Source organism: Endozoicomonas sp. SCSIO W0465 (genome assembly GCF_023716865.1).
Lineage (GTDB): Bacteria > Pseudomonadota > Gammaproteobacteria > Pseudomonadales > Endozoicomonadaceae > Endozoicomonas.
The window spans coordinates 1,085,635-1,112,293 of sequence record NZ_CP092417.1 but is presented as its reverse complement, the minus strand read 5'-3'; the positions used below and the strand labels follow the sequence as shown (position 1 = coordinate 1,112,293).

General features: G+C 48.1%; 24 protein-coding genes and 2 pseudogenes. 14 read left to right on the top strand and 12 right to left on the bottom strand.

Features of this window, described 5'->3' with window-relative positions; translation table 11 throughout:
• Positions 1-8: 8 nt before the first annotated feature.
• Positions 9-1,446, top strand: a pseudogene (locus MJO57_RS04750) (IS4 family transposase).
• On the opposite strand, the gene pilV reads toward MJO57_RS04750, so the two are convergent.
• Positions 1,447-1,596 carry a type IV pilus modification protein PilV gene (pilV, locus tag MJO57_RS33135; RefSeq protein ID WP_371924775.1) on the bottom strand — a complete coding sequence of 50 codons (150 nt, stop codon included), beginning with the start codon at positions 1,594-1,596 and terminating at the stop codon, positions 1,447-1,449. It lies immediately after the preceding pseudogene.
• 186 nt (positions 1,597-1,782) lie between these two features.
• A pseudogene (locus MJO57_RS04745) lies at positions 1,783-3,214 on the bottom strand (IS4 family transposase).
• A 103-nt stretch (positions 3,215-3,317) separates the two neighbouring features.
• On the opposite strand from MJO57_RS04745, the gene MJO57_RS04740 reads away from it, so the two are divergent.
• A complete protein-coding gene (locus tag MJO57_RS04740) occupies positions 3,318-3,608 on the top strand; it encodes a hypothetical protein (protein ID WP_252023390.1) in 291 nt (96 codons plus the stop codon).
• Between the two features lie 161 nt (positions 3,609-3,769).
• Positions 3,770-5,407, top strand: coding sequence for an IS1634 family transposase (locus MJO57_RS04735; RefSeq protein ID WP_252019985.1), 1,638 nt, complete (start codon positions 3,770-3,772; stop codon positions 5,405-5,407).
• Between the two features lie 541 nt (positions 5,408-5,948).
• On the opposite strand, the gene MJO57_RS04730 is transcribed toward MJO57_RS04735, so the two are convergent.
• Complete coding sequence (locus MJO57_RS04730; RefSeq protein ID WP_256493232.1) at positions 5,949-6,389, bottom strand: PilW family protein; 441 nt, start codon at positions 6,387-6,389, stop codon at positions 5,949-5,951.
• 45 nt (positions 6,390-6,434) lie between these two features.
• Between MJO57_RS04730 and MJO57_RS04725 the strand changes: the two genes are divergently transcribed.
• The gene (locus MJO57_RS04725) at positions 6,435-6,722 is read left to right on the top strand and encodes a hypothetical protein (RefSeq protein ID WP_252023388.1); all 288 of its coding nucleotides are present in this window, start codon (positions 6,435-6,437) and stop codon (positions 6,720-6,722) included.
• Here MJO57_RS04725 and MJO57_RS04720 read toward each other — a convergent pair whose 3' ends face one another.
• Together MJO57_RS04720 and MJO57_RS04715 are read right to left on the bottom strand one after the other, a co-directional pair.
• A complete protein-coding gene (locus MJO57_RS04720) occupies positions 6,723-7,202 on the bottom strand; it encodes a transposase (RefSeq protein ID WP_252026943.1) in 480 nt (159 codons plus the stop codon).
• Complete coding sequence (locus tag MJO57_RS04715; RefSeq protein WP_252023387.1) at positions 7,202-8,236, bottom strand: IS66 family transposase; 1,035 nt, start codon at positions 8,234-8,236, stop codon at positions 7,202-7,204. Before MJO57_RS04715 ends, MJO57_RS04720 begins: the two co-directional genes overlap by 1 nt.
• Between MJO57_RS04715 and MJO57_RS04710 the strand changes: the two genes are divergently transcribed.
• The 6 genes from MJO57_RS04710 to MJO57_RS04685 all read left to right on the top strand — a co-directional run bounded on the left by MJO57_RS04710 (position 8,235) and on the right by MJO57_RS04685 (position 12,207).
• The gene (locus tag MJO57_RS04710; RefSeq protein ID WP_252023386.1) at positions 8,235-8,414 is read left to right on the top strand and encodes a hypothetical protein; all 180 of its coding nucleotides are present in this window, start codon (positions 8,235-8,237) and stop codon (positions 8,412-8,414) included. The two genes, MJO57_RS04715 and MJO57_RS04710, sit on opposite strands and share 2 nt — an antisense overlap.
• On the top strand, positions 8,347-8,715 hold the full coding sequence (locus tag MJO57_RS04705) for a transposase (protein WP_252023384.1): 369 nt from the start codon (positions 8,347-8,349) through the stop codon (positions 8,713-8,715). The genes MJO57_RS04710 and MJO57_RS04705 overlap by 68 nt, the downstream gene beginning before the upstream one ends.
• Positions 8,716-8,800: 85 nt before the next feature.
• Positions 8,801-9,139: a DUF6444 domain-containing protein gene (locus MJO57_RS04700; RefSeq protein ID WP_371924773.1), complete on the top strand. Its 339-nt coding sequence runs from the start codon at positions 8,801-8,803 to the stop codon at positions 9,137-9,139.
• 48 nt (positions 9,140-9,187) lie between these two features.
• Complete coding sequence (locus MJO57_RS04695; RefSeq protein ID WP_252023382.1) at positions 9,188-10,612, top strand: IS4 family transposase; 1,425 nt, start codon at positions 9,188-9,190, stop codon at positions 10,610-10,612.
• Complete coding sequence (locus tag MJO57_RS04690) at positions 10,599-11,819, top strand: IS66 family transposase (protein WP_371924863.1); 1,221 nt, start codon at positions 10,599-10,601, stop codon at positions 11,817-11,819. Before MJO57_RS04695 ends, MJO57_RS04690 begins: the two co-directional genes overlap by 14 nt.
• The gene (locus tag MJO57_RS04685) at positions 11,809-12,207 is read left to right on the top strand and encodes a transposase (RefSeq protein WP_252023380.1); all 399 of its coding nucleotides are present in this window, start codon (positions 11,809-11,811) and stop codon (positions 12,205-12,207) included. The genes MJO57_RS04690 and MJO57_RS04685 overlap by 11 nt, the downstream gene beginning before the upstream one ends.
• A 69-nt stretch (positions 12,208-12,276) precedes the next feature.
• On the opposite strand, the gene MJO57_RS04680 is transcribed toward MJO57_RS04685, so the two are convergent.
• Complete coding sequence (locus tag MJO57_RS04680) at positions 12,277-13,317, bottom strand: IS1595 family transposase (RefSeq protein WP_252017335.1); 1,041 nt, start codon at positions 13,315-13,317, stop codon at positions 12,277-12,279.
• A 72-nt stretch (positions 13,318-13,389) separates the two neighbouring features.
• Here MJO57_RS04680 and MJO57_RS04675 point away from each other — a divergent pair, with 72 nt between their 5' ends.
• Both MJO57_RS04675 and MJO57_RS04670 read left to right on the top strand, forming a co-directional pair.
• Positions 13,390-14,988 (top strand): IS1634 family transposase, encoded by a 1,599-nt coding sequence (locus MJO57_RS04675; protein WP_252023369.1) that lies wholly within the window; start codon positions 13,390-13,392, stop codon positions 14,986-14,988.
• A 12-nt stretch (positions 14,989-15,000) separates the two neighbouring features.
• On the top strand, positions 15,001-18,240 hold the full coding sequence (locus MJO57_RS04670; RefSeq protein WP_252023367.1) for a hypothetical protein: 3,240 nt from the start codon (positions 15,001-15,003) through the stop codon (positions 18,238-18,240).
• On the opposite strand, the gene MJO57_RS04665 is transcribed toward MJO57_RS04670, so the two are convergent.
• The gene (locus MJO57_RS04665) at positions 18,241-19,446 is read right to left on the bottom strand and encodes an ISL3 family transposase (RefSeq protein ID WP_252023364.1); all 1,206 of its coding nucleotides are present in this window, start codon (positions 19,444-19,446) and stop codon (positions 18,241-18,243) included.
• 60 nt (positions 19,447-19,506) lie between these two features.
• On the opposite strand from MJO57_RS04665, the gene MJO57_RS04660 reads away from it, so the two are divergent.
• The gene (locus tag MJO57_RS04660) at positions 19,507-19,845 is read left to right on the top strand and encodes a hypothetical protein (protein WP_252023362.1); all 339 of its coding nucleotides are present in this window, start codon (positions 19,507-19,509) and stop codon (positions 19,843-19,845) included.
• Between the two features lie 55 nt (positions 19,846-19,900).
• Complete coding sequence (locus MJO57_RS04655; RefSeq protein ID WP_252023359.1) at positions 19,901-20,344, top strand: type IV pilin protein; 444 nt, start codon at positions 19,901-19,903, stop codon at positions 20,342-20,344.
• A 135-nt stretch (positions 20,345-20,479) separates the two neighbouring features.
• On the opposite strand, the gene ispH is transcribed toward MJO57_RS04655, so the two are convergent.
• The 5 genes from ispH to ribF all read right to left on the bottom strand — a co-directional run bounded on the left by ispH (position 20,480) and on the right by ribF (position 26,425).
• Positions 20,480-21,430 (bottom strand): 4-hydroxy-3-methylbut-2-enyl diphosphate reductase, encoded by a 951-nt coding sequence (gene ispH, locus MJO57_RS04650; RefSeq protein ID WP_252023357.1) that lies wholly within the window; start codon positions 21,428-21,430, stop codon positions 20,480-20,482.
• A 7-nt stretch (positions 21,431-21,437) separates the two neighbouring features.
• A complete protein-coding gene (locus MJO57_RS04645) occupies positions 21,438-21,902 on the bottom strand; it encodes a peptidylprolyl isomerase (RefSeq protein WP_252023355.1) in 465 nt (154 codons plus the stop codon).
• A 20-nt stretch (positions 21,903-21,922) separates the two neighbouring features.
• The gene (gene lspA, locus MJO57_RS04640) at positions 21,923-22,429 is read right to left on the bottom strand and encodes a signal peptidase II (protein WP_252023353.1); all 507 of its coding nucleotides are present in this window, start codon (positions 22,427-22,429) and stop codon (positions 21,923-21,925) included.
• A 207-nt stretch (positions 22,430-22,636) separates the two neighbouring features.
• Positions 22,637-25,483, bottom strand: a complete 2,847-nt coding sequence (ileS, locus tag MJO57_RS04635) for an isoleucine--tRNA ligase (protein WP_252023351.1) — start codon at positions 25,481-25,483, stop codon at positions 22,637-22,639.
• Positions 25,484-25,507: 24 nt separating this feature from the next.
• Complete coding sequence (gene ribF, locus MJO57_RS04630; protein ID WP_252023349.1) at positions 25,508-26,425, bottom strand: bifunctional riboflavin kinase/FAD synthetase; 918 nt, start codon at positions 26,423-26,425, stop codon at positions 25,508-25,510.
• Positions 26,426-26,659 lie beyond the last annotated feature (234 nt).

Sequence of the window (26,659 nt, the reverse complement as noted above, 5' to 3'; positions counted from 1 at the left end):
AACAGGTCATGCTTCCACTTTCTCCTAAACCATGGTCAGAACTAACTTTTGGATGTGCTGATTTGGGCGATACTCGACGTACAAAACGACTTGTCAAAGTTGCTGCCGAGCTTTCAGCTCATACCGGTAATTCTTTGTCATCTTCATGCGAAGGTTATACCGCACTGGTAACTGGAGCTTACCGGCTGATTGAGAATGAGGCCGTAAAGCCTGAAGCAATAGCTGAGGCAGGCTTTCAGGCAACTGCCAAAATAGGCCAAAATAGCGAGACAGTCTCGCCTACTTCTGGCTCTCGAAGATACAACAACCCTGGGTTATAAACATGCTGTCAGATCCGAGCTTGGTGATCTTGGAGGTCCTGAAGGCTCTAAAACCAGAGGATTCCACGTCCACTCTGTCTTCTTGGTTGATGCGGATACAGAGCGAAGCATTGGGCTTATTGATCAAGAACGATGGGTTAGAGAGGACGTTCAGCGGGGGAAAAAGAACCAACGTCGTCAGCTACCTTACGAGGGAAAGGAAAGCTTTAAGTGGCAAAGAGCCTCTGAAAACACAGAACAAAGGATGGGGGGTAAAATGCCTGACATCATCAGTGTTTGCGACCGGGAGGCGGATATATACGAATATATGCACTACAAACTGGATAACCGACAGCGGTTTGTTGTAAGAGCTACACAAAACAGAATCCTGGTAGATGGCGAACTCTTATTATTTGATTCCTTAGCTCAGACTGAAGTGTTGGGGAAATATACGATAGTGGTTCCTCAAAAAGGAGGTAGAAAGAAGCGAAAGGCAACGCTGCAGGTCAAAAGAAAGAAGATGACAATACAGGCGCCGCAAAGGCCAGGCGGCAGGCCGGAACCGGTAACTATGAATATTGTGTCGGCTGAAGAGATTGGCAATGACTCCGAAGACCGTTTGCACTGGGTACTATTGACAACTGAAGATATTGAAACATTCGAAGACTGTCGCTCTATCATTCGATTTTACGAGCTCCGATGGCGAATAGAAGAGTTCCACAAGGCTTGGAAATCGGGAGCAGGAGTAGAAAGGCTTCGTCTGCAATCTCCGGATAACATTGAACGACTTGCGGTCATATTAATGTTTGTCGCTGTCAGACTAATGCAAATCCGTGAAGCATTAATGTTACCGAATGACAGGCAGCACAAAGACAGAAAGCTTTGGAGTGAAAAAACACTCGCGAATGAGGTGGTCAGTGATGATGAATGGCAGGTTCTCTGGCTAACCTATGAAAAAAAAGCGTTGCCCGATAAGCCGCCAACAGTCACTTGGCTGCTTCAAACGATTGCTCGGCTTGGTGGTTGGGGTGATTCAAAGCATACAGGGCAGCCCGGCTGGTTAGTGGTATGGGAAGGCTGGGCGAAATTGCAGGATCGGGTAAAAACCTGGCAGATAGCCCGGCAGTTCAGCGCTGGAGAGATGTGATCAAGAGTCAGGGCTTCGGGAGAGGGAACTGTTTGATGCCTGCAGGCTCATAAGCTGAAGGCCTGCCATGCCAAGTAACCCGATGCTGAGAATTAAAACAGCAACTAATACTTCAATGAGCGTAAAGCCCTGTGCTTTTACTCTGGGCATACTGGTGTGCCTCCGGCTCTTGCCTGACCCGCCCCGTTTATCCAGATTCCCCTGGCAGGCCCTTCTTTGAGAGAGTTGCAAAGACTGAGTTGGATCGTTTCGGAGATTTGTCCGGCTGCACCAAATAAAACCTGGCCTTCTTCTGTGCCGGTAAGGGTGTTGCCACCTTCCAGACCTGACTCTTGATCACATCTCTCCAGCGCTGAACTGCCGGGCTATCTGCCAGGTTTTTACCCGATCCTGCAATTTCGCCCAGCCTTCCCATACCACTAACCAGCCGGGCTGCCCTGTATGCTTTGAATCACCCCAACCACCAAGCCGAGCAATCGTTTGAAGCAGCCAAGTGACTGTTGGCGGCTTATCGGGCAACGCTTTTTTTTCATAGGTTAGCCAGAGAACCTGCCATTCATCATCACTGACCACCTCATTCGCGAGTGTTTTTTCACTCCAAAGCTTTCTGTCTTTGTGCTGCCTGTCATTCGGTAACATTAATGCTTCACGGATTTGCATTAGTCTGACAGCGACAAACATTAATATGACCGCAAGTCGTTCAATGTTATCCGGAGATTGCAGACGAAGCCTTTCTACTCCTGCTCCCGATTTCCAAGCCTTGTGGAACTCTTCTATTCGCCATCGGAGCTCGTAAAATCGAATGATAGAGCGACAGTCTTCGAATGTTTCAATATCTTCAGTTGTCAATAGTACCCAGTGCAAACGGTCTTCGGAGTCATTGCCAATCTCTTCAGCCGACACAATATTCATAGTTACCGGTTCCGGCCTGCCGCCTGGCCTTTGCGGCGCCTGTATTGTCATCTTCTTTCTTTTGACCTGCAGCGTTGCCTTTCGCTTCTTTCTACCTCCTTTTTGAGGAACCACTATCGTATATTTCCCCAACACTTCAGTCTGAGCTAAGGAATCAAATAATAAGAGTTCGCCATCTACCAGGATTCTGTTTTGTGTAGCTCTTACAACAAACCGCTGTCGGTTATCCAGTTTGTAGTGCATATATTCGTATATATCCGCCTCCCGGTCGCAAACACTGATGATGTCAGGCATTTTACCCCCCATCCTTTGTTCTGTGTTTTCAGAGGCTCTTTGCCACTTAAAGCTTTCCTTTCCCTCGTAAGGTAGCTGACGACGTTGGTTCTTTTTCCCCCGCTGAACGTCCTCTCTAACCCATCGTTCTTGATCAATAAGCCCAATGCTTCGCTCTGTATCCGCATCAACCAAGAAGACAGAGTGGACGTGGAATCCTCTGGTTTTAGAGCCTTCAGGACCTCCAAGATCACCAAGCTCGGATCTGACAGCATGTTTATAACCCAGGGTTGTTGTATCTTCGAGAGCCAGAAGTAGGCGAGACTGTCTCGCTATTTTGGCAGGCAGTTGCCTGAAAGCCTGCCTCAGCTATTGCTTCAGGCTTTACGGCCTCATTCTCAATCAGCCGGTAAGCTCCAGTTACCAGTGCGGTATAACCTTCGCATGAAGATGACAAAGAATTACCGGTATGAGCTGAAAGCTCGGCAGCAACTTTGACAAGTCGTTTTGTACGTCGAGTATCGCCCAAATCAGCACATCCAAAAGTTAGTTCTGACCATGGTTTAGGAGAAAGTGGAAGCATGACCTGTTTTATCAGTGAGAAATGATAGAACAAGGTAGCTATTTGTGATCAAGAGACAGCCCGAAGCCAGGCGACCATTTTATCCTACGACCTGATAGAGAGGATGAGGCGTAACAGCAGTGTAGCCAATAATTACGAAGAACTTTTTAGTGATTTTCCAGATATTCCAGCATCTGGCGGCTGTTTGAAGACTGACTGTGGGCCGGCAAGTCTGGCGATAGACGATGTTACTCAGTGGAACGCTGAGCTTGAACGAACCATGCCCGGAGCTGGTGCCCGTTTGCAACAGCCAGAAGCCAGTGAACCTGAGTACACGCTGTTTATCGCCTGGAGTGAGAGTAATTACGGACAAAATAACAGCAATATGTCTTACGAAATCACATTTGAATTATGAACTGAAGTTACGCAGCTAACAGCTCTCTCAGCTGCCCCAACGAAGCTTTCAGCCCTGCCATATAGATTTTGGCTCTGAGCTGAAACCGTCATTCAGCACTCAATCTGAGAATTTCCCTACACCGGCTAAAATGTAAAAAATTCTCAGAATGAACATGTCCAATGCATCCTCATCAGTTCCACATTCAACGTATCGATCATATGGGTTTGGTTGCCGGTATGTGCAAAGAACTCGGTATCTCTAATCATCTGGATTCCCTGGTTCCTAACCAATCTGAACACCGGAATATTTCCTTTGGCGAAACCGTAGTATCAATGCTGCTTAACGGCCTTGGGTTCACTGCCCGCACGCTTCATATGTTCCCGGAGTTTCATGCTGATAAACCGCTGGATAAACTCATCAGGCCCGGTATTAAACCCGAACACATTAACGACAGTGTACTCGGCAGAGCCCTGGATCAGCTTTTTGAACTGGATGTAAGTGAGGTCTATTTATCGCTGGCTGTCAAGGCAGTGAATGTCTTAAAACTGCCGTGCAAGGCTCTGAACCTTGACTCAACAAGCTTGCATGTGGACGGCGTTTATAACAGCGAATCTGACGTCGACGAAGAAGATATGCACTGTATCAAACTCTGTCGTGGATACAGCAGGGATCATCGACCCGAGCTCAACCAGGCAATACTGCTGATGATGACGGAAAATCAGGCCGGTATTCCCGTTTTTATGAAAGCGTCCAGTGGCAACGTAAACGACAATAAAAACTTTAAAAAAGTCATCAGCAGCCATTTGAAATCCTACCGGGAAGCCCTGAATAATCGCTACCTGATTGGTGATGCAGCACTTTATACAACAGATAACGTACAGATACTTCATCAGCAGGGCCAGCAATTTATCACCCGGGTTCCGTCAAAAATCAAAGAAGCCAGAGAACTGATTGACAGTGTCGCTTCTTGTGAAATGACACCAGTGGAGGGTGCTGAGGGCTATGAGAGTCATGAAATGCTGTCAGATCATGCGGGTGTCTCCCAGCGCTGGATTCTGGTCCGCAGCGAGCAGGCTCGAAAGAGCGAACAAAAAACACTGCTGAAAAAAATGCTAAAGAAGTCTGAGAAAGAAGCAGAAGCGCTGACCAGTAAACTGGCCAAAAAAGCCTTCAAGTGTGAAACCGACGCATTGCGTGCGTTCGATGAATGGCAGTCAAAAACTATTTATTGTCAGGCGGAACCTGTCATTACTGAGAAACCCTGCTATACCAAGGTAGGTCGTCCGGAGAAAGGCTCTAAACCGGACAGTATTGAATATTATGTGAGCGGATATCCTTGGGTATCCGTTGACTGTCGCAAAGATGCAGAGTGTTCTCTGGGTTGCTTTGTGCTGGCGACGAATGATCTGGACGACAGTCGGCTGAGTACAGCAGAAGTGCTAAGTACTTACAAATCACAACAGTCAGTAGAGCGTGGCTTTCGGTTTTTGAAGAGCCCGGAGTTTCTGGTTTCTTCGCTGTTTTTAAAGAAACCGGAACGAATAGAAGCCTTGCTGATGGTGATGACGCTGTGTCTGTTAGTGTATGCGGCGATTCAGCATCGAATTAGGCATGAGCTAAAACGACAGAGTCGGTTTTTCCCGGACATGAAGCGGAAACCCTGCCAAAACCCGACAGCGCGTTGGGTGTTTTTCTGCTTTCAGGGTATCAACGTGCTATTGGTCGATGGACATGAAAAGCATGTGGTTGGATTACAAGAAAGGCAGTTGACTATTATTTCAATTCTTGGGCGACCGTATCAGGAAATTTATTCCTGATACGGGTGCTGAATGACGGGTTCAGTATCAGCAGGATGTTTTTCTGGTCCGGGGCCCCTGAACAATGCCCGGATGGGCTGCGCATCAGACCCCAGCCGCTCTGTCTCATAAACTTTGTAGACCATGCCAGCGGTGCTGCCCAAACTGTATAATAATGGGCAGTTTTCAGGGGAGTCACCGCTGCAGTTCGGAGGGATTATGTATTCGTCTAAGGATAAATTTCCCGTTTTTCCTTTGGGTGTAATCAGGTTGTGTACTTCCGGGCTGTCATCACAAGCGTATTGATCATCGCTCTGTTGGGGCTGAAACACAGCAAGTGAACGACAGTCAGATACCAGTAACACGTCGGTATTTGAATAACAAATGGCACGATCCAGCTCTATTTTTCCTGAATTATCAAAATTTTTAAGGCTCTTTTCGGGTTACAGACTGCTCTGCAATGAAAATTGGCCAAAGGCCTTGATATACAATGCCTTCAGGAAACTGCTGGCTAAATATTGCCAAGCCCTGCCACAGGAGGATTCCAGCCTGATTTATGAAATCAGCAGTCTGCAATACGAAAAGAGCCATTTTTAATTTCCACAGTTGTTAGTGTTGAGTCCATTGGACTTATTGTACGCATCACCTCTTCAGCTCTGAGGACGGCCAACGTATCACTTTGGGTCCCCCCACCTTCAGTCCCCGAGATTGACTCACTGTTGAAGTCGATCAGCGAACCGGGTGTTAATTCGGCATCCGACGGAACGCATACCCCCCTGAAACCGGCCATACGAACATCGTGTTTTATGATTTCCATGGCAATACGAGCACTGTCCTGAATCTGCATCAGGGCAGTATCAGCAGCACTTGAGCGAGTGCTGTCTACAAACATACGCATAACGCCAAGCATTATCAGGGAACTCAGGGTAAGGGCAATCATCAGCTCAATCAGGCTTAATCCTGATTGAAGGGTAAAAGAGGGTCTTGATGTCGGAGTCTTCATAACTCAAGTTACGCACCTTGCTGAAAATCAGCCATTATTGGTGGCATGAAAAATGATCTCATAGAACTTTATTCTGACTACCTGTTGTCGTCGTCTGGGAAGACCACTGCAACGGGAGTGTCAGAGCTTTTGGATAATGTCTACAGTCATGACCAATTCACCCGATTGCTTTCAAACAATGAGTTTACCAGTCGTGACTTATGGCTTTACGTTAAACCCGTCGTGCGACAGGTTGAGTGCAGTGATGGGGTTTTGATCTTTGACGATACGATTCAGGAAAAGCAGTTCAGCAAAGAGAATGCCCTGAACACCTGGCATTTTGATCATACGTAACTATTCAGCACTGAGCAAAGGCATATTACAGTAATTCCGAACAGCTCTATGAAGTGATTGATATATGTCCATTCCCTGTTTTCTGGCAGACGACAAATAGCTGCGAATCCGTGCAAACATAAAACCACCGTCTGCACTCCTGAAGCAGCCTGAGATTTTCTGCTTTAACTTGGCCATTCGAACATCCCGCTCACTGCCATTGTTATCGAAGGGAATGGTAAAATCTGACATGAAGCGCAGTGTCTCAGCCTTGAACTCAGTGAGTCGTTTGAAGAGATTGTAAGCTTTAGTATTCTTGACTTTCTTGCGCTTAAGCTCCTCTCGTTGCTTCTCCATATAGACGACTTCTTTCATTAGAGCCCGCTGAAGCAACCGGTCATAAATCTTCTCGATTCGTTCACAGACAACACTTGGCATCTGTAGCATACCTATGGTCTTAAAGCCCTTGCAGTAATGCCAGGAAAGCCTCAGTAGCTTCATCAATCGCAACGCCAGTTTGTGCTGTCCCTATCAACAACACCCAAAAGCTCCCTCAGGTGATGGGCATTGCAAAGTACGTGAGTTGCCGCATATGCAAAATAGGATTTCCAATGATCATGAACCAGAACGCCTGCAAATGTTAGCAGTATGCCCATCGTGTCCATGGCCTCACGACCTCGCTTTTCAGACAAGTAGTAGAGCGTCCATTGTTCATCCCGCATAACGTGTAGCCAGTGCAAAGAGCCCTCGGCCCGCATACCCGTTTCATCGGCTCCGGCAACAGACGATTCCCGCAAGGCGTCACGAATAACCTCTTCAGTAGAAGCCAGATTTTCATAGGTTCTGGCCACAAAATTGGCGACAGTGCCTGCACTTACACTCATTTTATAGAGAGTATTAAAATACTCTGACACGCGCTTAAAAGGCAGGAAATGGTATTGGTTAAGATAGACGGCCATAGCCTGTGTGGCTGAGCCATATTGTGCGGCAGCGGTAACACCTTCCGGGAATTCAGCCTGATTCCGACAACCACAAGTGCAGATTTTTACTTCAGCTCTATGGGCCGTTACTTCAAATTCACCCGGTCTCCCTGGTTCAAACACCTGTCGTTCAATATATTTGACCGGCTCACTATCAAGAAGAGACGCCTGACATTTATTGCATTCTTTAACCGGAAGGTACTCAATATAGTCAGGGATATCGACCTGTTTAAGACAAGTGCCCTGATGCCCTTTCTTTCCACCGGCTTTATTACCAGAAGACTGTCTCAGACTTTTAGGATTGGGTTTTTCATCCGATGGATCGGTACCTTTATCTGCGGAAAGGTCGTCAGAATGATCTGGAGAATTACTGTTTTTACAAGGTTTTTGATAACCATCAGACGATGGCGGCTTGCTGCTGTTTTGACTGTTCTTGCCAACCTTTTCTTCCAATTCTCGACATCGCTCTTCCAGACAGGCAACTCTCATCCGCAGCTCTGCATTCTCTTTCAAGAGAATCTCAGCCGACATAGTTGCGGGTAGTTCTGGAATCATGCTGGCGAATATTGTGGAAAAATGGTGCTTAAGAGGATGGTATAAAAATCAGAAAATTCCAGATTTATGTGGGGGTGCTGAACAGTTACGATCATACAAAAAATCGCACCGTGAAAGGTATAAATCTGCTCAATGCACACTACCATGCCGGAGATGCGTCGATTCCTGTCGCCTATAAATTGATCGAGAAAACCATCCTGTACACCGACTTGAAGACAAAAAAGGTAAGACGATATGCAGAGCAAACCAAAAATGAAATGATGCGGGAGATGCTGATGATTTGCTGCCATAACCAGCTTATGTTCCGCTATGTCCTTGCAGATAGCTGGTTTTGCTCAAACGACAATATGATGTTTATTCGACACGACTGTAATAAACATTTCCTGATGGCGATGAAGTCAAACCGCAAGGTATCCCTCAGTCTGGACGACAAATTACAAGGCCGTTCACAGCGTATAGATACTGTTGATTTTTCGTAACTGTTCAGCACCCCCACATAAATCTGGAATTTTCTGATTTTTATACCATCCTCTTAAGCACCATTTTTCCACAATATTCGCCAGCATGATTCCAGAACTACCCGCAACTATGTCGGCTGAGATTCTCTTGAAAGAGAATGCAGAGCTGCGGATGAGAGTTGCCTGTCTGGAAGAGCGATGTCGAGAATTGGAAGAAAAGGTTGGCAAGAACAGTCAAAACAGCAGCAAGCCGCCATCGTCTGATGGTTATCAAAAACCTTGTAAAAACAGTAATTCTCCAGATCATTCTGACGACCTTTCCGCAGATAAAGGTACCGATCCATCGGATGAAAAACCCAATCCTAAAAGTCTGAGACAGTCTTCTGGTAATAAAGCCGGTGGAAAGAAAGGGCATCAGGGCACTTGTCTTAAACCTGTCTCTTGATCACAAATAGCTACCTTGTTCTATCATTTCTCACTGATAAAACAGGTCATGCTTCCACTTTCTCCTAAACCATGGTCAGAACTAACTTTTGGATGTGCTGATTTGGGCGATACTCGACGTACAAAACGACTTGTCAAAGTTGCTGCCGAGCTTTCAGCTCATACCGGTAATTCTTTGTCATCTTCATGCGAAGGTTATACCGCACTGGTAACTGGAGCTTACCGGCTGATTGAGAATGAGGCCGTAAAGCCTGAAGCAATAGCTGAGGCAGGCTTTCAGGCAACTGCCAAAATAGCGAGACAGTCTCGCCTACTTCTGGCTCTCGAAGATACAACAACCCTGGGTTATAAACATGCTGTCAGATCCGAGCTTGGTGATCTTGGAGGTCCTGAAGGCTCTAAAACCAGAGGATTCCACGTCCACTCTGTCTTCTTGGTTGATGCGGATACAGAGCGAAGCATTGGGCTTATTGATCAAGAACGATGGGTTAGAGAGGACGTTCAGCGGGGGAAAAAGAACCAACGTCGTCAGCTACCTTACGAGGGAAAGGAAAGCTTTAAGTGGCAAAGAGCCTCTGAAAACACAGAACAAAGGATGGGGGGTAAAATGCCTGACATCATCAGTGTTTGCGACCGGGAGGCGGATATATACGAATATATGCACTACAAACTGGATAACCGACAGCGGTTTGTTGTAAGAGCACAAAACAGAATCCTGGTGGATGGCGAACTCTTATTATTTGATTCCTTAGCTCAGACTGAAGTGTTGGGGAAATATACGATAGTGGTTCCTCAAAAAGGAGGTAGAAAGAAGCGAAAGGCAACGCTGCAGGTCAAAAGAAAGAAGATGACAATACAGGCGCCGCAAAGGCCAGGCGGCAGGCCGGAACCGGTAACTATGAATATTGTGTCGGCTGAAGAGATTGGCAATGACTCCGAAGACCGTTTGCACTGGGTACTATTGACAACTGAAGATATTGAAACATTCGAAGACTGTCGCTCTATCATTCGATTTTACGAGCTCCGATGGCGAATAGAAGAGTTCCATAAGGCTTGGAAATCGGGAGCAGGAGTAGAAAGGCTTCGTCTGCAATCTCCGGATAACATTGAACGACTTGCGGTCATATTAATGTTTGTCGCTGTCAGACTAATGCAAATCCGTGAAGCATTAATGTTACCGAATGACAGGCAGCACAAAGACAGAAAGCTTTGGAGTGAAAAAACACTCGCGAATGAGGTGGTCAGTGATGATGAATGGCAGGTTCTCTGGCTAACCTATGAAAAAAAAGCGTTGCCCGATAAGCCGCCAACAGTCACTTGGCTGCTTCAAACGATTGCTCGGCTTGGTGGTTGGGGTGATTCAAAGCATACAGGGCAGCCCGGCTGGTTAGTGGTATGGGAAGGCTGGGCGAAATTGCAGGATCGGGTAAAAACCTGGCAGATAGCCCGGCAGTTCAGCGCTGGAGAGATGTGATCAAGAGTCAGGTCTTAAACAGGTCGATATCCCTGACTATATTGAGTACCTTCCGGTTAAAGAATGCAATAAATGTCAGGCGTCTCTTCTTGATAGTGAGCCGGTCAAATATATTGAACGACAGGTGTTTGAACCAGGGAGACCGGGTGAATTTGAAGTAACGGCCCATAGAGCTGAAGTAAAAATCTGCACATGTGGTTGTCGGAATCAGGCTGAATTCCCGGAAGGTGTTACCGCTGCCGCACAATATGGCTCAGCCACACAGGCTATGGCCGTCTATCTTAACCAATACCATTTCCTGCCTTTTAAGCGCGTGTCAGAGTATTTTAATACTCTCTATAAAATGAGTGTAAGTGCAGGCACTGTCGCCAATTTTGTGGCCAGAACCTATGAAAATCTGGCTTCTACTGAAGAGGTTATTCGTGACGCCTTGCGGGAATCGTCTGTTGCCGGAGCCGATGAAACGGGTATGCGGGCCGAGGGCTCTTTGCACTGGCTACACGTTATGCGGGATGAACAATGGACGCTCTACTACTTGTCTGAAAAGCGAGGTCGTGAGGCCATGGACACGATGGGCATACTGCTAACATTTGCAGGCGTTCTGGTTCATGATCATTGGAAATCCTATTTTGCATATGCGGCAACTCACGTACTTTGCAATGCCCATCACCTGAGGGAGCTTTTGGGTGTTGTTGATAGGGACAGCAATCAACTGGCGTTGCGATTGATGAAGCTACTGAGGCTTTCCTGGCATTACTGCAAGGGCTTTAAGACCATAGGTATGCTACAGATGCCAAGTGTTGTCTGTGAACGAATCGAGAAGATTTATGACCGGTTGCTTCAGCGGGCTCTAATGAAAGAAGTCGTCTATATGGAGAAGCAACGAGAGGAGCTTAAGCGCAAGAAAGTCAAGAATACTAAAGCTTACAATCTCTTCAAACGACTCACTGAGTTCAAGGCTGAGACACTGCGCTTCATGTCAGATTTTACCATTCCCTTCGATAACAATGGCAGTGAGCGGGATGTTCGAATGGCCAAGTTAAAGCAGAAAATCTCAGGCTGCTTCAGGAGTGCAGACGGTGGTTCTATGTTTGCACGGATTCGCAGCTATTTGTCGTCTGCCAGAAAACAGGGAATGGACATATATCAATCACTTCATAGAGCTGTTCGGAATTACTGTAATATGCCTTTGCTCAGTGCTGAATAGTTACGATTTTTCAGAAGATAAGCCTGTACAAGGGTGGATAGCAGGTGTCGATTTCCCTGTTCTGCTATACCGTCAGGTCTTTAAAAACAAAGACGGAAGCACAGGCATTCTCTATCTGGTTTGCAGCGATCTTGACTGTGATGCCGAGACTCTCAAGGCAATCTACGAGAAACGGTGGAAAGTCGAGGTCTTCCATAAAACGCTGAAATCGAATGCGTCAATGGCCAAGTCACCGGCGCATACTGTGAGAACACAGAGTAATCATATCTTTCTTTCAATTTACTCAGCCTTCAGGTTGGAAGTATTGTCATTGAAAGTAAATCTGAATCACTTTCAGCCGTCATTCAGCACTCAATCTGAGAATTTCCCTACACCGGCTAAAATGTAAAAAATTCTCAGAATGAACATGTCCAATGCATCCTCATCAGTTCCACATTCAACGTATCGATCATATGGGCTAAGTTACCGTTAATGGTTGGAAGCACCAATGTTCAGTAATTCTGCTGATCAACCGGCCAACAGTTAATTTTTTTGCTGCCGTCAGTTCTCGCCTCCAGGCCAGATAATGGGGAAGGTAACGAGTTGCAACCCCTTGGAATACGCCGCCAATCCAGCGTTTTAAATGACTGTGATAAGAATTTACAGTCTGGATGTGGTAGATGCCTTCAACAACATGTTGACCTGCTGATGTCACCAGCTCCTTGAAGACAAATCCAAGCTTGTCAGCAAGTTTTTCGTGAGCGAGGTGTGCATCCGCACAGACCGTGGCCTGTATCGATATGCGGCCATTTAAATGCCTGCACAATTCATTAGCACTTTCGTTTTCTAATACACCGTCAACGGTATTTCGATTACGGTCCCGAGCCACCATTACCGGGACTTTTCGGGCTTTGTTGGGATCATTACCCCGCTTTCGGGTTGGCCGTGGAAGGCCTTCTCTTTGCCCTTTGAAGGATTCACGGAAAAATGTTTCATCAAGCTCAGTAATGCCACAAAGCTCTTCTGCTTGATCATTATTAATCACTTCAAGAAAGCGGTGACGCCAGCGGAACGCAGTTTTCAAGTCAATGGCATTCTCAGCAGCAGCTGGTCGCAAGACCATAGAGTGAGTCATACCTGCGAGGTACTTGTTCCATTTTTCAGGGTGCCTGAGCCTTGCCAAAGGCGTTCCACTAAAGGCGTTAAACGTTGAGTCGCAAGTCTTGCAGTGGTAGCGCTGTCGGCCATTTCGTATGCCCCAGCGACCAACGCTATGGCTTTTGCATTTGGGGCACCTGGGGTTTTCGGCAAATTGGGCAAGTATGCTCTTTTCTACGTCAGGTGTTGCATTATCGTTATTGGGTATAGATTCACTGTAAACAGGTTCAGAGTCAGTGGTTTCTACTACCTCGGTAACCTCTATTTGAGTACTAAGGAGCGAGTTGTTAAGAATGTCTCGCTGTTCACTGGTTAATGTTGAAATGGAATCAATAAAATTCTGGAAGAGTTCAGATTGCATATCACTCCCCTACAACGTAGATTTTATGGGAGTTTAGCTGATTCAACCATTAACGGTAACTTAGCCGATCATATGGGTTTGGTTGCCGGTATGTGCAAAGAACTCGGTATCTCTAATCATCTGGATTCCCTGGTTCCTAACCAATCTGAACACCGGAATATTTCCTTTGGCGAAACCGTAGTATCAATGCTGCTTAACGGCCTTGGGTTCACTGCCCGCACGCTTCATATGTTCCCGGAGTTTCATGCTGATAAACCGCTGGATAAACTCATCAGGCCCGGTATTAAACCCGAACACATTAACGACAGTGTACTCGGCAGAGCCCTGGATCAGCTTTTTGAACTGGATGTAAGTGAGGTCTATTTATCGCTGGCTGTCAAGGCAGTGAATGTCTTAAAACTGCCGTGCAAGGCTCTGAACCTTGACTCAACAAGCTTGCATGTGGACGGCGTTTATAACAGCGAATCTGACGTCGACGAAGAAGATATGCACTGTATCAAACTCTGTCGTGGATACAGCAGGGATCATCGACCCGAGCTCAACCAGGCAATACTGCTGATGATGACGGAAAATCAGGCCGGTATTCCCGTTTTTATGAAAGCGTCCAGTGGCAACGTAAACGACAATAAAAACTTTAAAAAAGTCATCAGCAGCCATTTGAAATCCTACCGGGAAGCCCTGAATAATCGCTACCTGATTGGTGATGCAGCACTTTATACAACAGATAACGTACAGATACTTCATCAGCAGGGCCAGCAATTTATCACCCGGGTTCCGTCAAAAATCAAAGAAGCCAGAGAACTGATTGACAGTGTCGCTTCTTGTGAAATGACACCAGTGGAGGGTGCTGAGGGCTATGAGAGTCATGAAATGCTGTCAGATCATGCGGGTGTCTCCCAGCGCTGGATTCTGGTCCGCAGCGAGCAGGCTCGAAAGAGCGAACAAAAAACACTGCTGAAAAAAATGCTAAAGAAGTCTGAGAAAGAAGCAGAAGCGCTGACCAGTAAACTGGCCAAAAAAGCCTTCAAGTGTGAAACCGACGCATTGCGTGCGTTCGATGAATGGCAGTCAAAAACTATTTATTGTCAGGCGGAACCTGTCATTACTGAGAAACCCTGCTATACCAAGGTAGGTCGTCCGGAGAAAGGCTCTAAACCGGACAGTATTGAATATTATGTGAGCGGATATCCTTGGGTATCCGTTGACTGTCGCAAAGATGCAGAGTGTTCTCTGGGTTGCTTTGTGCTGGCGACGAATGATCTGGACGACAGTCGGCTGAGTACAGCAGAAGTGCTAAGTACTTACAAATCACAACAGTCAGTAGAGCGTGGCTTTCGGTTTTTGAAGAGCCCGGAGTTTCTGGTTTCTTCGCTGTTTTTAAAGAAACCGGAACGAATAGAAGCCTTGCTGATGGTGATGACGCTGTGTCTGTTAGTGTATGCGGCGATTCAGCATCGAATTAGGCATGAGCTAAAACGACAGAGTCGGTTTTTCCCGGACATGAAGCGGAAACCCTGCCAAAACCCGACAGCGCGTTGGGTGTTTTTCTGCTTTCAGGGTATCAACGTGCTATTGGTCGATGGACATGAAAAGCATGTGGTTGGATTACAAGAAAGGCAGTTGACTATTATTTCAATTCTTGGGCGACCGTATCAGGAAATGTATTCCTGATACGGGTGCTGAATGACGGGTACAACTCACCACAGCTATTTCGTTGATGTCAGTGATTTGATGAATAAAGTTGTTGGCTCAGATGAGTGGTGTGGGAATAATTCGGCCACTTTCTATTTTCAGCCCACGGATTACTCAACAGGCAACCGGATTGCACACAGCTACGATAGCCATCCAGCATTTCGACCCAAACTGCGGGTTGAATACACCGATGGTCAAAATGGCTGTAGTAATGAATGGGTCAACACCCGTATTCTATCCCAGTCATACGATGCTTATGAGGAATCTGCAAGTTCTAAGGTAAAGGATCGAAGTGGCACACTTTATCTTGGAGTCATTAATCAGAATATCACTTCCTCGAACATTGGCTTATATTATCCAAATATTCCCATCCATAAGGATGCCAGGGTATTATCGGCTACGCTTGAGCTTACATCGGCCATCGATAGTCAGAATAAAACCGGGTTTACCCTTGGTATTGAACGAATCGCCAATGCCCCCGAAATCGACGCCAAAAAGAACAAAAATCTATCGTCGCGGGACATCATCAAGGCAAAAGACTCATGGGAAGAAGATAGCTGGAAAAAAGACCAAACTTACTCCAGAGACATTACAGACCTGATCACCCAGACCATTACCCGAAGCGATTGGCAAGCGGGCAACAGCCTCGTGTTAATGCTCGAACACGAAGAAGGCAAAGCGGAGTTCTATAGCTACGATGGTAGCCCCACCTTCTCCCCTCGCCTGTCTATTAAAGTAGCCAGTGGTGGCGTTGTGGACGACGGGGAATACACCGCCCGGGACTTCATGATTGAAAAAGTAAATGCCATCAGTTTGAGTGGGAAAACGCCAATTACCTCCACCTATTATGATGCGGCCAATTATCTCCAGAATGGCTGGAGTGACGAATATGACAGTCCAGTCATTAATGAATGTCAATCAAACTACGCGATCATCCTGACGGACGGTATGGCCTATGGCGATACCGGGTCACAGGATAAAATCACACAACTTATAGGGCATAACGATGCGTGTGTTGAACCGGAAAAGCTCGATGGCAATAAAAACAACGTTCAATCTGAGGTATGTTCCAGAGAGCTGGCCTACTGGCTTAACACCCACGACCTGAAACATAACCTGAACGGACAACAAAAAGTCATCACCCACACCATTGCCTTTGCCTTGGACAAAAAACAAGGTGTTCAGTTTATGAAACACCTGGCCGAAGAAGGGGGTGGTAAATTCTATAACGCCGACAATGCCCAGAGTCTGGCCAATGCCTTCCAGAACATCATCACCGGTATTCTCGAAGATGAAGCTACCTTTGTCAGCCCCGGCGTTTCAGCGAACCAGTTTAATAACTCACGACATTTGTCGCAGCTTTATTACTCGGTATTCAAACCTTCGAAAACCGATCGCTGGCACGGTAATTTGAAGCGTTATCGGATGACGAGTCTTGATGGACAGGAGAACACCACAGGTATTTACGATGCCAACGATCAACTGGCCGTTGATTCAGAAACGGGATTCTTCAAGGATAATGCCAAAAGTTACTGGAGTAATCAGGCAGATGGTCGGACCGTTACCCTGGGAGGTGCTGGTAGCCAATTGCCGGAAGATCGAAATCTGATGACGTATCTGGATCAGAATCCTGCTGGCAAGCCAAAGGATCTCAGCCAGGAAAACTATGCCCTCACAGACAGAAATCTGAGCCCACAAGATCTGAATGTCGCTTCCGAAGAACAGAAAACAGAGCTGCTGAACTGGATCAAAGATGGTAATACTTGGTATGGCGACCCACTGCATTCCACTCCGGGTCTGGTGACCTATCGATGCCATGTCGAAAAATACCCCTGCCCCGAGTTTACAGAAACCCTCGGGGTAGATGGAGAAACAATACGTAAGGACACCCAGGAACTCGGCATATTCTTTGGCACCAATGATGGTTTTTTCCATGGCATTGATGCCACCACCGGCGAAGAACGTTTTGGTTTTATTCCCAGAGAGTTACTGCCCAACCTGGATAAGCTCTACCAGAATAACGACACCAGCCGGGTGACTGGAGAAGGCCGTCCCTACGGTATGGATGGTTCTGTCACCCTGTGGGTCAACGATGCAAACCATAATGGCGTGCTTTACGGCGGCTATAACCCGGATAATACCAATGATCCATTTCTGTCCAATGACCAACTCAACCCTGGTGAGTTTGCCTATGCCTATATCGGCATGCGCCGGGGTGGCGATGCGTACTACGCCTTTGATGTCACCGATATCGATGCACCCAGCCTGCTCTGGACCATAAACAGCAACAGTGAGGGGTTTGGCAGTCTGGGGCAAACCTGGTCCAAACCGGTAAAAACCAGAATAAATGTTAAGGGTACTGTCAGGGATGTACTGATTTTTGCCGGCGGTTACGACCCTAATCAAGATACAGCCACTGAATATCAGCCGGACAGTGTCGGCAATGCCGTGTTTATGGTAGATGCCAAAACCGGTCAGCGGATTTGGTCAGCTGGAAACAATCAGGATGAGGATCATGATCTTATATTAACCAACATGAACTACAGCATTCCCGGTGCGGTGAGAGTCATTGACATCAACGGTGATGAGCTGGCTGATCAGATGTTCTTTGCCGATACCGGCGGTCAGGTATGGAGACTGTTCATTAATAACTGTACGTCATCAGACACCAGAGACTGTGTTGACAATATTACCAACCTTGTCTGGCCAACGGATAGCGATGGTGATGGCTCCTGGGACAAATCAGAGGGGCTGCTGGCATACATTGGCACGACCAGCGAGCAGGCAAACAACCGGGACTTACGGATTATGAACTCCCGTCGTTTTTTTGTTGAGCCTGATGTGTCCCTGTTCCGCCTGAATGGTGCCACCCACATGGCCATTGCCATCGGCAGTGGAAATCGGCCAGACCCACTGGGCCGGGTCAACTGGACCATAAAGGACCGAATGTACCTGTTTGCCGTGTCCAACTATCAAAACCCCAGTGTAGATTCATCAACTGACATACTGCGTGAAGTGGATACCCATAGGCTCATCACCGAGTCGACCATGAAAGACATTACCAATGAGGTTGGCATCACTGCCGGTGGCTCACAGGGTATTTTTGGCAGCGATAGTAGCCTGGATAGACAAGGCTGGTACCTGAGACTTCAGCCAAAAGAAAAAGTCATGAGCGATGCCGTGACCTTCGAGGATGTAATTTATTTTAAGGGGCTTTTACAGGTTGGCTGATCATTTCAGAGCCTCCTGTCTAATTTTCAAATATAGGTAATCAAGGTCATTGTAACCGCATGCTTTATAGATGATCCGTTTGATAACCCCATTGAAGGCTTCGATTTTCGCGCTGGTTATACGATGCTGGCAGTATGACAGTAACCCTTCTCTAGCTCTGTCTAACCCCTTGGCGAACTTCTTTAACTCGGATATCCCTGTTTCTTTGGCAAGTGCTATCCAGTTGTCCAGGCACTTTCTGGCACAGGCTTTATATTTGTACGTCCATAGCTGTTTTAGCATATCTTTCAGGATATATGCCTGATTGAGATCCTCATTCATGGCTAACAACTCCTTCAGATTACTTTGCCCTTTTGGTGTTAAATTCTCAGGATTTCTGAACAGGTTAAAGCGTTGCCCTTTGATAAACGGCTTGTCCTCTTCTTCTGCCTGTCGCCACTCCCTGCGCCTGATTTGGTCAATCACATCGTTGTAATTGGCAATAATATGAAACTTGTCGTATACAATATCGGCGGCGTTTGGCAGATGCTCTCTCACTGAAGCCTGATAGCTTCCACCACGGTCAATACCAACGCATTCAATGCTTGCTTTTTGTTCTTCTGTCAGACTGGAAAGGAACCGATCCAGAACTTCTTTCTTTTTTCCTTCACCAAGGAACAGCGTTTCACCGGTATCAGCATTCAGAGCAACGGTTAAAAAATGATGCCCCTTACCAATGGATTTTTCATCGATAAGAAGAGCGCGAATACCATCCCGCTTGGGTGCAGGCAGCATCTTCATGAGCATCTCTTTATCCCAGCGACGAGCGGTGCCGCCAGAGATAGCAATGAATTCAGGAACCTTGTCACATGGCATATAGCGGCATAGATGGCTGACATGCCTTTTAAGTCGCTCTGTTGCTTGAGCTTTAGGTGCAAGCCCCGGAGGCGTGACTGTTTCTATATTACCGCAACGAGAGCAACGCCCTTGAAATGCAGTGAAGAGAAGATTTACCTGAAGAGTCCCCAGTGGCAGATCCTGAACGCTTCGATCGTTTGTCTTCATCTGCCCCATAGGTGTTTCGCACTTACTACATCTGACGTGTTGTATACGGCCATCCCGACGGAGATGGACAAAGGCATGTTTGATATTCCAGTCAATATCAATTCGCTCGATTACCCAGCCAGGAAATGCGAACATAGGACGAAGTGATGGGGTTGCAGACATGTCTGATCCTTCAGAAGTTTTGATCCTTACAAATCAATCTTCCTCTGAAGGCTATTTCTGTTGCAACCCCTCACTTTTCATCCGCCAACCTGTAAAAGCCCCTATTTTAATACCTATCAACCCTCCAGTGAGATCGTGAGTCACTGTAACCCTTCTGCTGGCCTGGCGCGAGCTTATGCCGTTGACCTGCTTACCGGAAACCCGGTCGGGGCAGAGGATTTGGATAACCCGAACCAATCAGACCGTTACTCCCACCTGGCAAACACCGGGATACCACCAACACCCAGCATCCTGTTCCCGGAAGGTAGTAAAGATGCACTGGTCTGCGTAGGAGCAGAGTGTGATCCTCTGGAAATCGGCGATGATAAACAGACTACCTATTGGCGGCAGGTGCGTTAGAAGACTGGCAACGCCATCGAAGATCAAGAGACACAACATAAACCGAGAACTACCAATGAGCAAAACCAAAGGCTTTACCCTGATTGAGTTGATGATCACAGTCGTCATTGTGGGTATTTTGGCGAGCATAGCGATCCCCGGCTATAACCGTCATGTGGAAGCGGCCATCATTGCGGATGCGCAGGCTTCACTGCTTGGCCTGGCCAATAACATGGAACAACACAGAGCACAGAATGGCAGTTATCTTGCAGCTGCAGTGGACGACGATGGAAATGTCATGGATCAAGGCAAACCTGGCATCTACCATCAACAGAGCCCTGAGTCGGGAACCGCACGCTTTGATCTGACCATCAGCTCAGTGACGGCCAACAGCTACACCCTGACGGCAAGCGCAACCGCCAATTCCACACTGTGGGACGGTAATAATGGCGCACCAACAATAACCCTGACGTCTACCGGAAGCAAAGGCGGCACAGGCACACTGGCAAATGTCTGGTAATGCCAACCCGCTCCCGTGCTCCCTGTCGGTAAGGCGTGGGGACGATGCGGAGCGGATTCGCCACCTGAGCACCAATTAATCAGGCACCAATTAATCAGGCACCAATTAATCAGGCACCAATTAATCAGGTACCAATTAATCAGCAATCGTTTTCAAACGCAGCTCTTTAGGCATGGTAAAGACGATATTTTCTTCTTTACCATCCAGCTCTTCTGGTAATTTTGCCCCAAGCTCTTTTAACCGCTCGATAACACCCTGAACCAGAATATCCGGTGCCGATGCACCGGCAGTGATACCGATGGATGCTTTATCCACCAGCCATCCCGGTTTAACATCTTCGGCATTATCCACCAGATAAGCTTCAGCGCCTGTGCGCTCGGCCAGTTCACGCAGGCGATTGGAGTTTGAACTATTAACCGAACCGACCACTAATACCAGATCACACTGCTCCGCCAGAATCTTTACCGCATCCTGCCGGTTCTGGGTGGCATAACAGATGTCGTCTTTTCGTGGTCCCTGTATCTCCGGGAATTTGAGCCGCAGGGCTTCAATCACCCTGGCCGTATCATCCATGGAGAGTGTTGTCTGGGTAACGTAAGCCAGCCTGGAAGGGTCAGCTACCTCAAGAGCACGAACATCGTCTTCGTTCTCAACCAGATACATGGCCCCACCGTTTCTTGAGTCGTACTGTCCCATAGTACCTTCCACTTCCGGATGACCGTGATGACCGATCAGGACACACTCCATACCATCGCGGGAGTAGCGCACTACTTCCATATGAACTTTTTTCACCAGCGGGCAGGAGGCATCAAACACTTTCAGGCCCCGACGTTCCGCCTCATCCTCTACCGCCTTGGAAACACCGTGAGCACTGAAGATAACGATGACATCATCAGGCACCTGATCCAGCTCGTCGACAAAGATTGCCCCGCGCTCTTTCAGGTTTTCCACCACAAACTTGTTGTGGACCACCTCATGACGGACATAAATAGGGGGACCAAAAACATCAAGCGCCCGGTTGACGATCTCAATGGCACGGTCCACACCTGCACAAAAGCCACGGGGATTGGCCAGTTTGATTTTCATAGGGGAATCACCAGTCTTTTCTGTCACGGCTCTTTCCAGGAGGCTGTACATCCAGAATCTGTACCTCAAAGATCAGGTGTCGACCTGCCAGAGGATGATTAAAGTCAACTTCAACCATGTCATCATCAAAAGCCCGGACAACGCCAGGAAGTTCACTTTTAGCGGCATCAACAAAGGACATTACCAACCCTTCTTCCAGCTCAACCCCGCTGGCAAAGGTGCCCCTGGGGATACGCTGCACATTATTGGGGTTGGGCATGCCAAACGCCTTCTCCGGAGGAATCCGGGAGACCCGGTCGTCACCAGAAGCCAGACCATACAGCGTTGCTTCAAAACCTTCCGGGAGATTACCGTCACCAACGGTCAGAGATGCCGGTTTTTCTGCTGGCGTACCGTCCACCACACGCCCATCATCCAGCTTCAGGGAAAAGTGCAGAGTGACCTTACTGCCTTTCTCAATGACTACTGACACCGTGACTCACTCCTGCTCTTCTACTTATCGTTACTGCTTCTTTCAGCGGAAGGATTATTCCGGAACATATCCAGAATCAACATGGCGGCTCCCACCGTAATGGCCATGTCCGCCAGGTTGAACGCAGGAAAATACCAGTTTTTATAGTAAAACAACAGAAAGTCGGTGACTTGGCCGTGCAACAAACGGTCTATCAAATTGCCCAACGCACCGCCGAGTATCAATGACAAAGAGCACGCCTGCCAGTTTTCACCGGAACGCAGCTGTTTCATCCACCCGACCAGCATGATGCTGACAATAATGGCCACACCACTGAGAAACCAACGCTGCCAACCGGACGCATCGCCCAGAAAGCTGAATGCCGCCCCGGTATTGTAGGCAAGGGTAAGGGAAAAGAAGGGCAATACCGGTAATTGCTGGTAAAGGGAAAACTCCTGAATAACCCACCATTTTACCAGTTGGTCAAGGCCGAACACGATGGCACTGAGCCAGAGCCAGTGAAGCTTTCCTGAAGTATTACTCTGCATGGCCGGTTCCTGCTAAAAATCCATATCATTCAGTGAGTCTTGTCAATACTAAGTGTCTTGAATAGTGAAGGGATAGTGCGAATTACCGAAGTCCATCAGGATGTAACCAGTTGCAACACCCAAGTATTTAATAACACGTAATAAAATAGATTACTGTCCAAAAAAATACCCGGTACTGACCGGGTATTTTTATACCAACCGCTAATATCAGGCGAATTGCCGCTGTTCACCACTGCCTGCTACGTTTTCGACACAGCGGCCACAAAGGTCCGGATGTGCCGCAATGGTGCCTACATCTTCACGACGATGCCAGCAGCGTTCACACTTTTGGTAACCGGACTTGTTAACCCGTACTTGCAGTCCAGCCAGCTCAGTAGTTGCGGCATCACCAGCATCAGTCAGTGGCTCAACGGTAGCCGCTGAGGTAATCAACACAAAACGCAACTCATTACCCAGACGGCTCAGTTTCTCTGTCAACGCCTCATCGGCAAACAGCGTCACTTCCGCTTCCAGCGATCCGCCGATGATTCCAGCTACCCGGGCATCTTCCAGCGCTTTATTAACCGCAGTCTTTACGTCCAGAATGGTATTCCAGAACTCACGCCCCAGCTCATCACCTTCCAGACTGTTCAGCCCTTGATACCAGGTTTCCAGGAAAACAGAAGCCCCGCGCTCGCCGGGAATCACCGCCCAGATTTCATCTGCGGTAAAGCTGGTAATTGGCGCCATCCAGCGGGCAAAGGCCTCGATGATATGGTACATCGCGGTCTGACAGCTACGACGAGCGAGACTGCTCTGCGCAGTGGTGTACTGACGGTCCTTGATGATATCCAGATAAAAACCACCCAGATCCAGTGAGCAGAAATTATGAACTTTCTGGTAGACCGATAGGAAGTTGTAGCTGTTGTACGCGTCCACCACTTCATTTTGCAGTCTCAGGGTACGATCCACAGCCCACTTATCCAGTGACAGCATATCGTCCCAGGCAACCGCATCGGTCTGTGGGTTGAAGCCGGTCAGGTTGGACAGCAGGAAGCGTGCAGTGTTACGGATACGGCGATAGCTGTCTGCCGTGCGCTTGAGGATATCATCAGAAACGGTCATTTCTGAGGTGTAGTCTGTTGCAGAAACCCACAGACGCAGGATGTCAGCACCCAGAGATTTGAAAACCTTCTGGGGGGCAATCACATTACCCAGCGACTTGGACATCTTCCGGCCATTGGCATCCACGGTAAAGCCATGGGTCAGCAGGCCTTTGTAAGGAGGCACGCCATTCATGGCGATACTGGTTTTCAGAGACGACTGGAACCAGCCGCGATGCTGATCAGAACCTTCCAGGTAAAGGTCTGCCGGGAATTGCAGCGCTTCCCGTCGCTCAATAACCGAATAGTGCGTGACACCGGAATCAAACCAGACATCCAGAGTATCGGTCACTTTGACATACTGCTCAGCGTCTTCCGCAGTAAGCAGGTCAGCAGGTTCCAGATCAAACCAGGCGTCCATCCCTTCCTGTTCCACTTTCAGTGCGACTGTTTCAATCAGTGCCTGAGTATCCGGATGCAGCTCTTCTGTCTCTTTATGGATAAACAGGGCAATTGGTACGCCCCAAGTACGCTGACGGGAGATACACCAGTCCGGGCTCTGGCCCAGCATGGCTTCCATCCGGTTACGGCCCCACTCTGGCGTGAATCTGACACCTTTCAGGGACTCCATGGCGGTATCCAGCAGGTGCTCTTTGGTCATGCTGATAAACCACTGGGGCGTGGCACGGAAAATCAGGGGTGTTTTGGTACGCCAGCAGTGAGGGTAACTGTGGGTCAGTTTTTCCTGAGCCAGCAGGCGGCCTTTCTCAACCAGAACTTCAACAACTTTAGGATCAACCTTGTAAACGTGGTCACCGGCAAACAGCTCGACGTTGGCACGATAATAACCACTGTCGTCCAGATAATTCAGTGTCCCGATACCGTATTGACGCCCCACATTAAAGTCATCAACACCATGGTCAGGTGCCGTATGAACATTACCGGTACCCGCATCAATGGTGACGTGGTCACCCAGTATCAGCGGCAGCTCCCGGTCATAGAATGGATGGGCAACTTTCTTGTTTTCAAACGCTGCACCCTTTGCCCGGCCAATGATCGTGAAGCCATCAATGCCATAGCGCTGCATGGCACTTTCCACCAGGGCTTCAGCCAGAACAAGACGGGCAGGTTCGCCATTAACGTGACACTGCACCAGGGCGTAATCCAGTTCGCTACCCATGCTGACCGCCTGGGAGGATGGCAGAGTCCATGGTGTTGTCGTCCAGATGACGACGGCTACCTCACCTTCACCCTGTTCTTTTGCAGAGCCATCTTCAAAAGCAAATGCACTTAACAGATCGGCTTCATCAATCGCTGCGTAACGCACGTCAATCTGGGTGGAGGTTTTATCCTGATACTCGACTTCCGCTTCAGCCAGGGCTGACCCGCCAACAACACTCCAGTAAACCGGCTTATAACCTTTGACCAGGTGGCCGTTAGCGGCAATTTTGCCAAGGGCACGAATGATGTCGGCCTCGGTCTGGAAATCCATGGTCAGGTATGGATTGTCCCAGTCACCAAAAACCCCCATGCGCTTGAAGTCTTCACGCTGGCCATCCACCTGTTTGCCGGCGTATTCACGGCACTTTTTGCGGAAGGTTTTGAAATCGACTTTATCGCCTGCCTTGCCCAGCATCCCTTCTACTTTGTGTTCGATCGGCAGGCCATGGCAGTCCCAGCCCGGAACGTAAGGTGCATCAAAACCACTCAATGTTTTGGCCTTGACGATAATATCCTTCAGGATCTTGTTAACGGCATGGCCGATATGGATATCGCCATTGGCATAGGGAGGGCCATCATGCAGAATAAACTTGTCCCGTCCCTGGCTGACCTTGCGAATTGCTTCGTAGAGATCCATATCATACCAGCGCTTGAGCATTTGTGGCTCACGCTGGGCCAAATTGCCGCGCATCGGAAAATCGGTCTGCGGCAAATTCAATGTATGCTTGTAGTCGGACTTTTCAGAAGACATAAGTTGTTTACCGGAATCTCTGCATTAAAGAAGCTTGCGGGCGGTTTTAATATCATTGGTAATCGCTGCCCGCAAGGCTTCAAGCGATTCAAACTTCTGTTCATCCCTGATTTTTTCCACAAATTCTACCCGCAAGGTCTGATCATACAGATCGCCCCTGAAGTCGAGCATATGTACTTCAAGCAGCGGCTTGACGCCCGATACGGATGGCCTGACCCCCAGATTGGCAACCGCATTAAAACGATGCCCCTTCACCAGAGTACGAACAGCAAACACCCCTTGCAAGGGCAGACGCCGACGACATACTCTGATGTTCGCGGTCGGAAAGCCAAGAGTTCTGCCCAACTGCTGCCCCTTCACCACCCGCCCAATCATGGTGAACGGTCTACCCAGCATATGTTCCGCCTCGGCAAATTCATTTTCAGCCAGTGCATCACGAATCCGGGTACTGCTGATACGCCCTTGCTGCATTAATACTGTCTGGGTATCACACACTTCGAAGCCATAGCACTCCCCCATCAGTTCCAGATGGGTAAAATCGCCTTTGCGGTCGCAGCCATAGCGAAAGTCATCACCGACAATCAGATAGCGAATATCCAGTCCTTCGACCAGGGCACGCAAGACGAAATCATCAGCGCTCAGGCTGCGCAGTCGGTCGTTAAAAGGCAGGCAAAGCACCTGATCGACATGATTTTCTGCCAGTAGCGCCAGTTTCTCCCGAAGACTGGACAGTCTCGGTGGTGCAGCATCACCCTGAAAATACTCTCTGGGCTGGGGTTCAAAGGTGATGACACATACCCTGGCATCCAGCTCAAAAGCCTGCTGTTTCAGCGCCTCAAGAATGGTTCTGTGGCCCACATGCACACCATCAAAATTGCCGATGGTGGCCACGCATCGCTGATGTTCTGGCCTGATGTTGTGCAACCCGCGGATCAACTGCATGGAGAGGCTCAGACTCCCTTACTTCCTGTAATTCAACCATCGTTGCAAAAATGTGTTGAAAAAATGTGCTGAAAAAATGTTTACCCAAGCCTCCTGATGATGGCGAAGCTGGCTTAACGATGAAGCCGGGCAGTATAACCCAGCAGGGGGACATGGGTCACTGAGTTGGGAAAGAAGCAAGGGAATTTATGACAGCACAAAAAAAATGGAGCCGTCAGGCTCCATTTTCTGGTT

Excerpts from the sequence above, each read along its gene's own strand:
- pilV (WP_371924775.1), bottom strand. The coding sequence starts at position 1,596 with ATGCCCAGAGTAAAAGCACAGGGCTTTACGCTCATTGAAGTATTAGTT.
- MJO57_RS04740 (WP_252023390.1), top strand. The coding sequence starts at position 3,318 with ATGAGGCGTAACAGCAGTGTAGCCAATAATTACGAAGAACTTTTTAGT.
- MJO57_RS04735 (WP_252019985.1), top strand. The coding sequence starts at position 3,770 with ATGCATCCTCATCAGTTCCACATTCAACGTATCGATCATATGGGTTTG.
- MJO57_RS04730 (WP_256493232.1), bottom strand. The coding sequence starts at position 6,389 with ATGAAGACTCCGACATCAAGACCCTCTTTTACCCTTCAATCAGGATTA.
- MJO57_RS04725 (WP_252023388.1), top strand. The coding sequence starts at position 6,435 with ATGAAAAATGATCTCATAGAACTTTATTCTGACTACCTGTTGTCGTCG.
- MJO57_RS04720 (WP_252026943.1), bottom strand. The coding sequence starts at position 7,202 with ATGAAGCTACTGAGGCTTTCCTGGCATTACTGCAAGGGCTTTAAGACC.
- MJO57_RS04710 (WP_252023386.1), top strand. The coding sequence starts at position 8,235 with ATGCTGGCGAATATTGTGGAAAAATGGTGCTTAAGAGGATGGTATAAA.
- MJO57_RS04715 (WP_252023387.1), bottom strand. The coding sequence starts at position 8,236 with ATGATTCCAGAACTACCCGCAACTATGTCGGCTGAGATTCTCTTGAAA.
- MJO57_RS04700 (WP_371924773.1), top strand. The coding sequence starts at position 8,801 with ATGATTCCAGAACTACCCGCAACTATGTCGGCTGAGATTCTCTTGAAA.
- MJO57_RS04695 (WP_252023382.1), top strand. The coding sequence starts at position 9,188 with ATGCTTCCACTTTCTCCTAAACCATGGTCAGAACTAACTTTTGGATGT.
- MJO57_RS04680 (WP_252017335.1), bottom strand. The coding sequence starts at position 13,317 with ATGCAATCTGAACTCTTCCAGAATTTTATTGATTCCATTTCAACATTA.
- MJO57_RS04675 (WP_252023369.1), top strand. The coding sequence starts at position 13,390 with ATGGGTTTGGTTGCCGGTATGTGCAAAGAACTCGGTATCTCTAATCAT.
- MJO57_RS04670 (WP_252023367.1), top strand. The coding sequence starts at position 15,001 with ATGACGGGTACAACTCACCACAGCTATTTCGTTGATGTCAGTGATTTG.
- MJO57_RS04665 (WP_252023364.1), bottom strand. The coding sequence starts at position 19,446 with ATGTCTGCAACCCCATCACTTCGTCCTATGTTCGCATTTCCTGGCTGG.
- MJO57_RS04655 (WP_252023359.1), top strand. The coding sequence starts at position 19,901 with ATGAGCAAAACCAAAGGCTTTACCCTGATTGAGTTGATGATCACAGTC.
- ispH (WP_252023357.1), bottom strand. The coding sequence starts at position 21,430 with ATGAAAATCAAACTGGCCAATCCCCGTGGCTTTTGTGCAGGTGTGGAC.
- lspA (WP_252023353.1), bottom strand. The coding sequence starts at position 22,429 with ATGCAGAGTAATACTTCAGGAAAGCTTCACTGGCTCTGGCTCAGTGCC.
- ileS (WP_252023351.1), bottom strand. The coding sequence starts at position 25,483 with ATGTCTTCTGAAAAGTCCGACTACAAGCATACATTGAATTTGCCGCAG.
- ribF (WP_252023349.1), bottom strand. The coding sequence starts at position 26,425 with ATGCAGTTGATCCGCGGGTTGCACAACATCAGGCCAGAACATCAGCGA.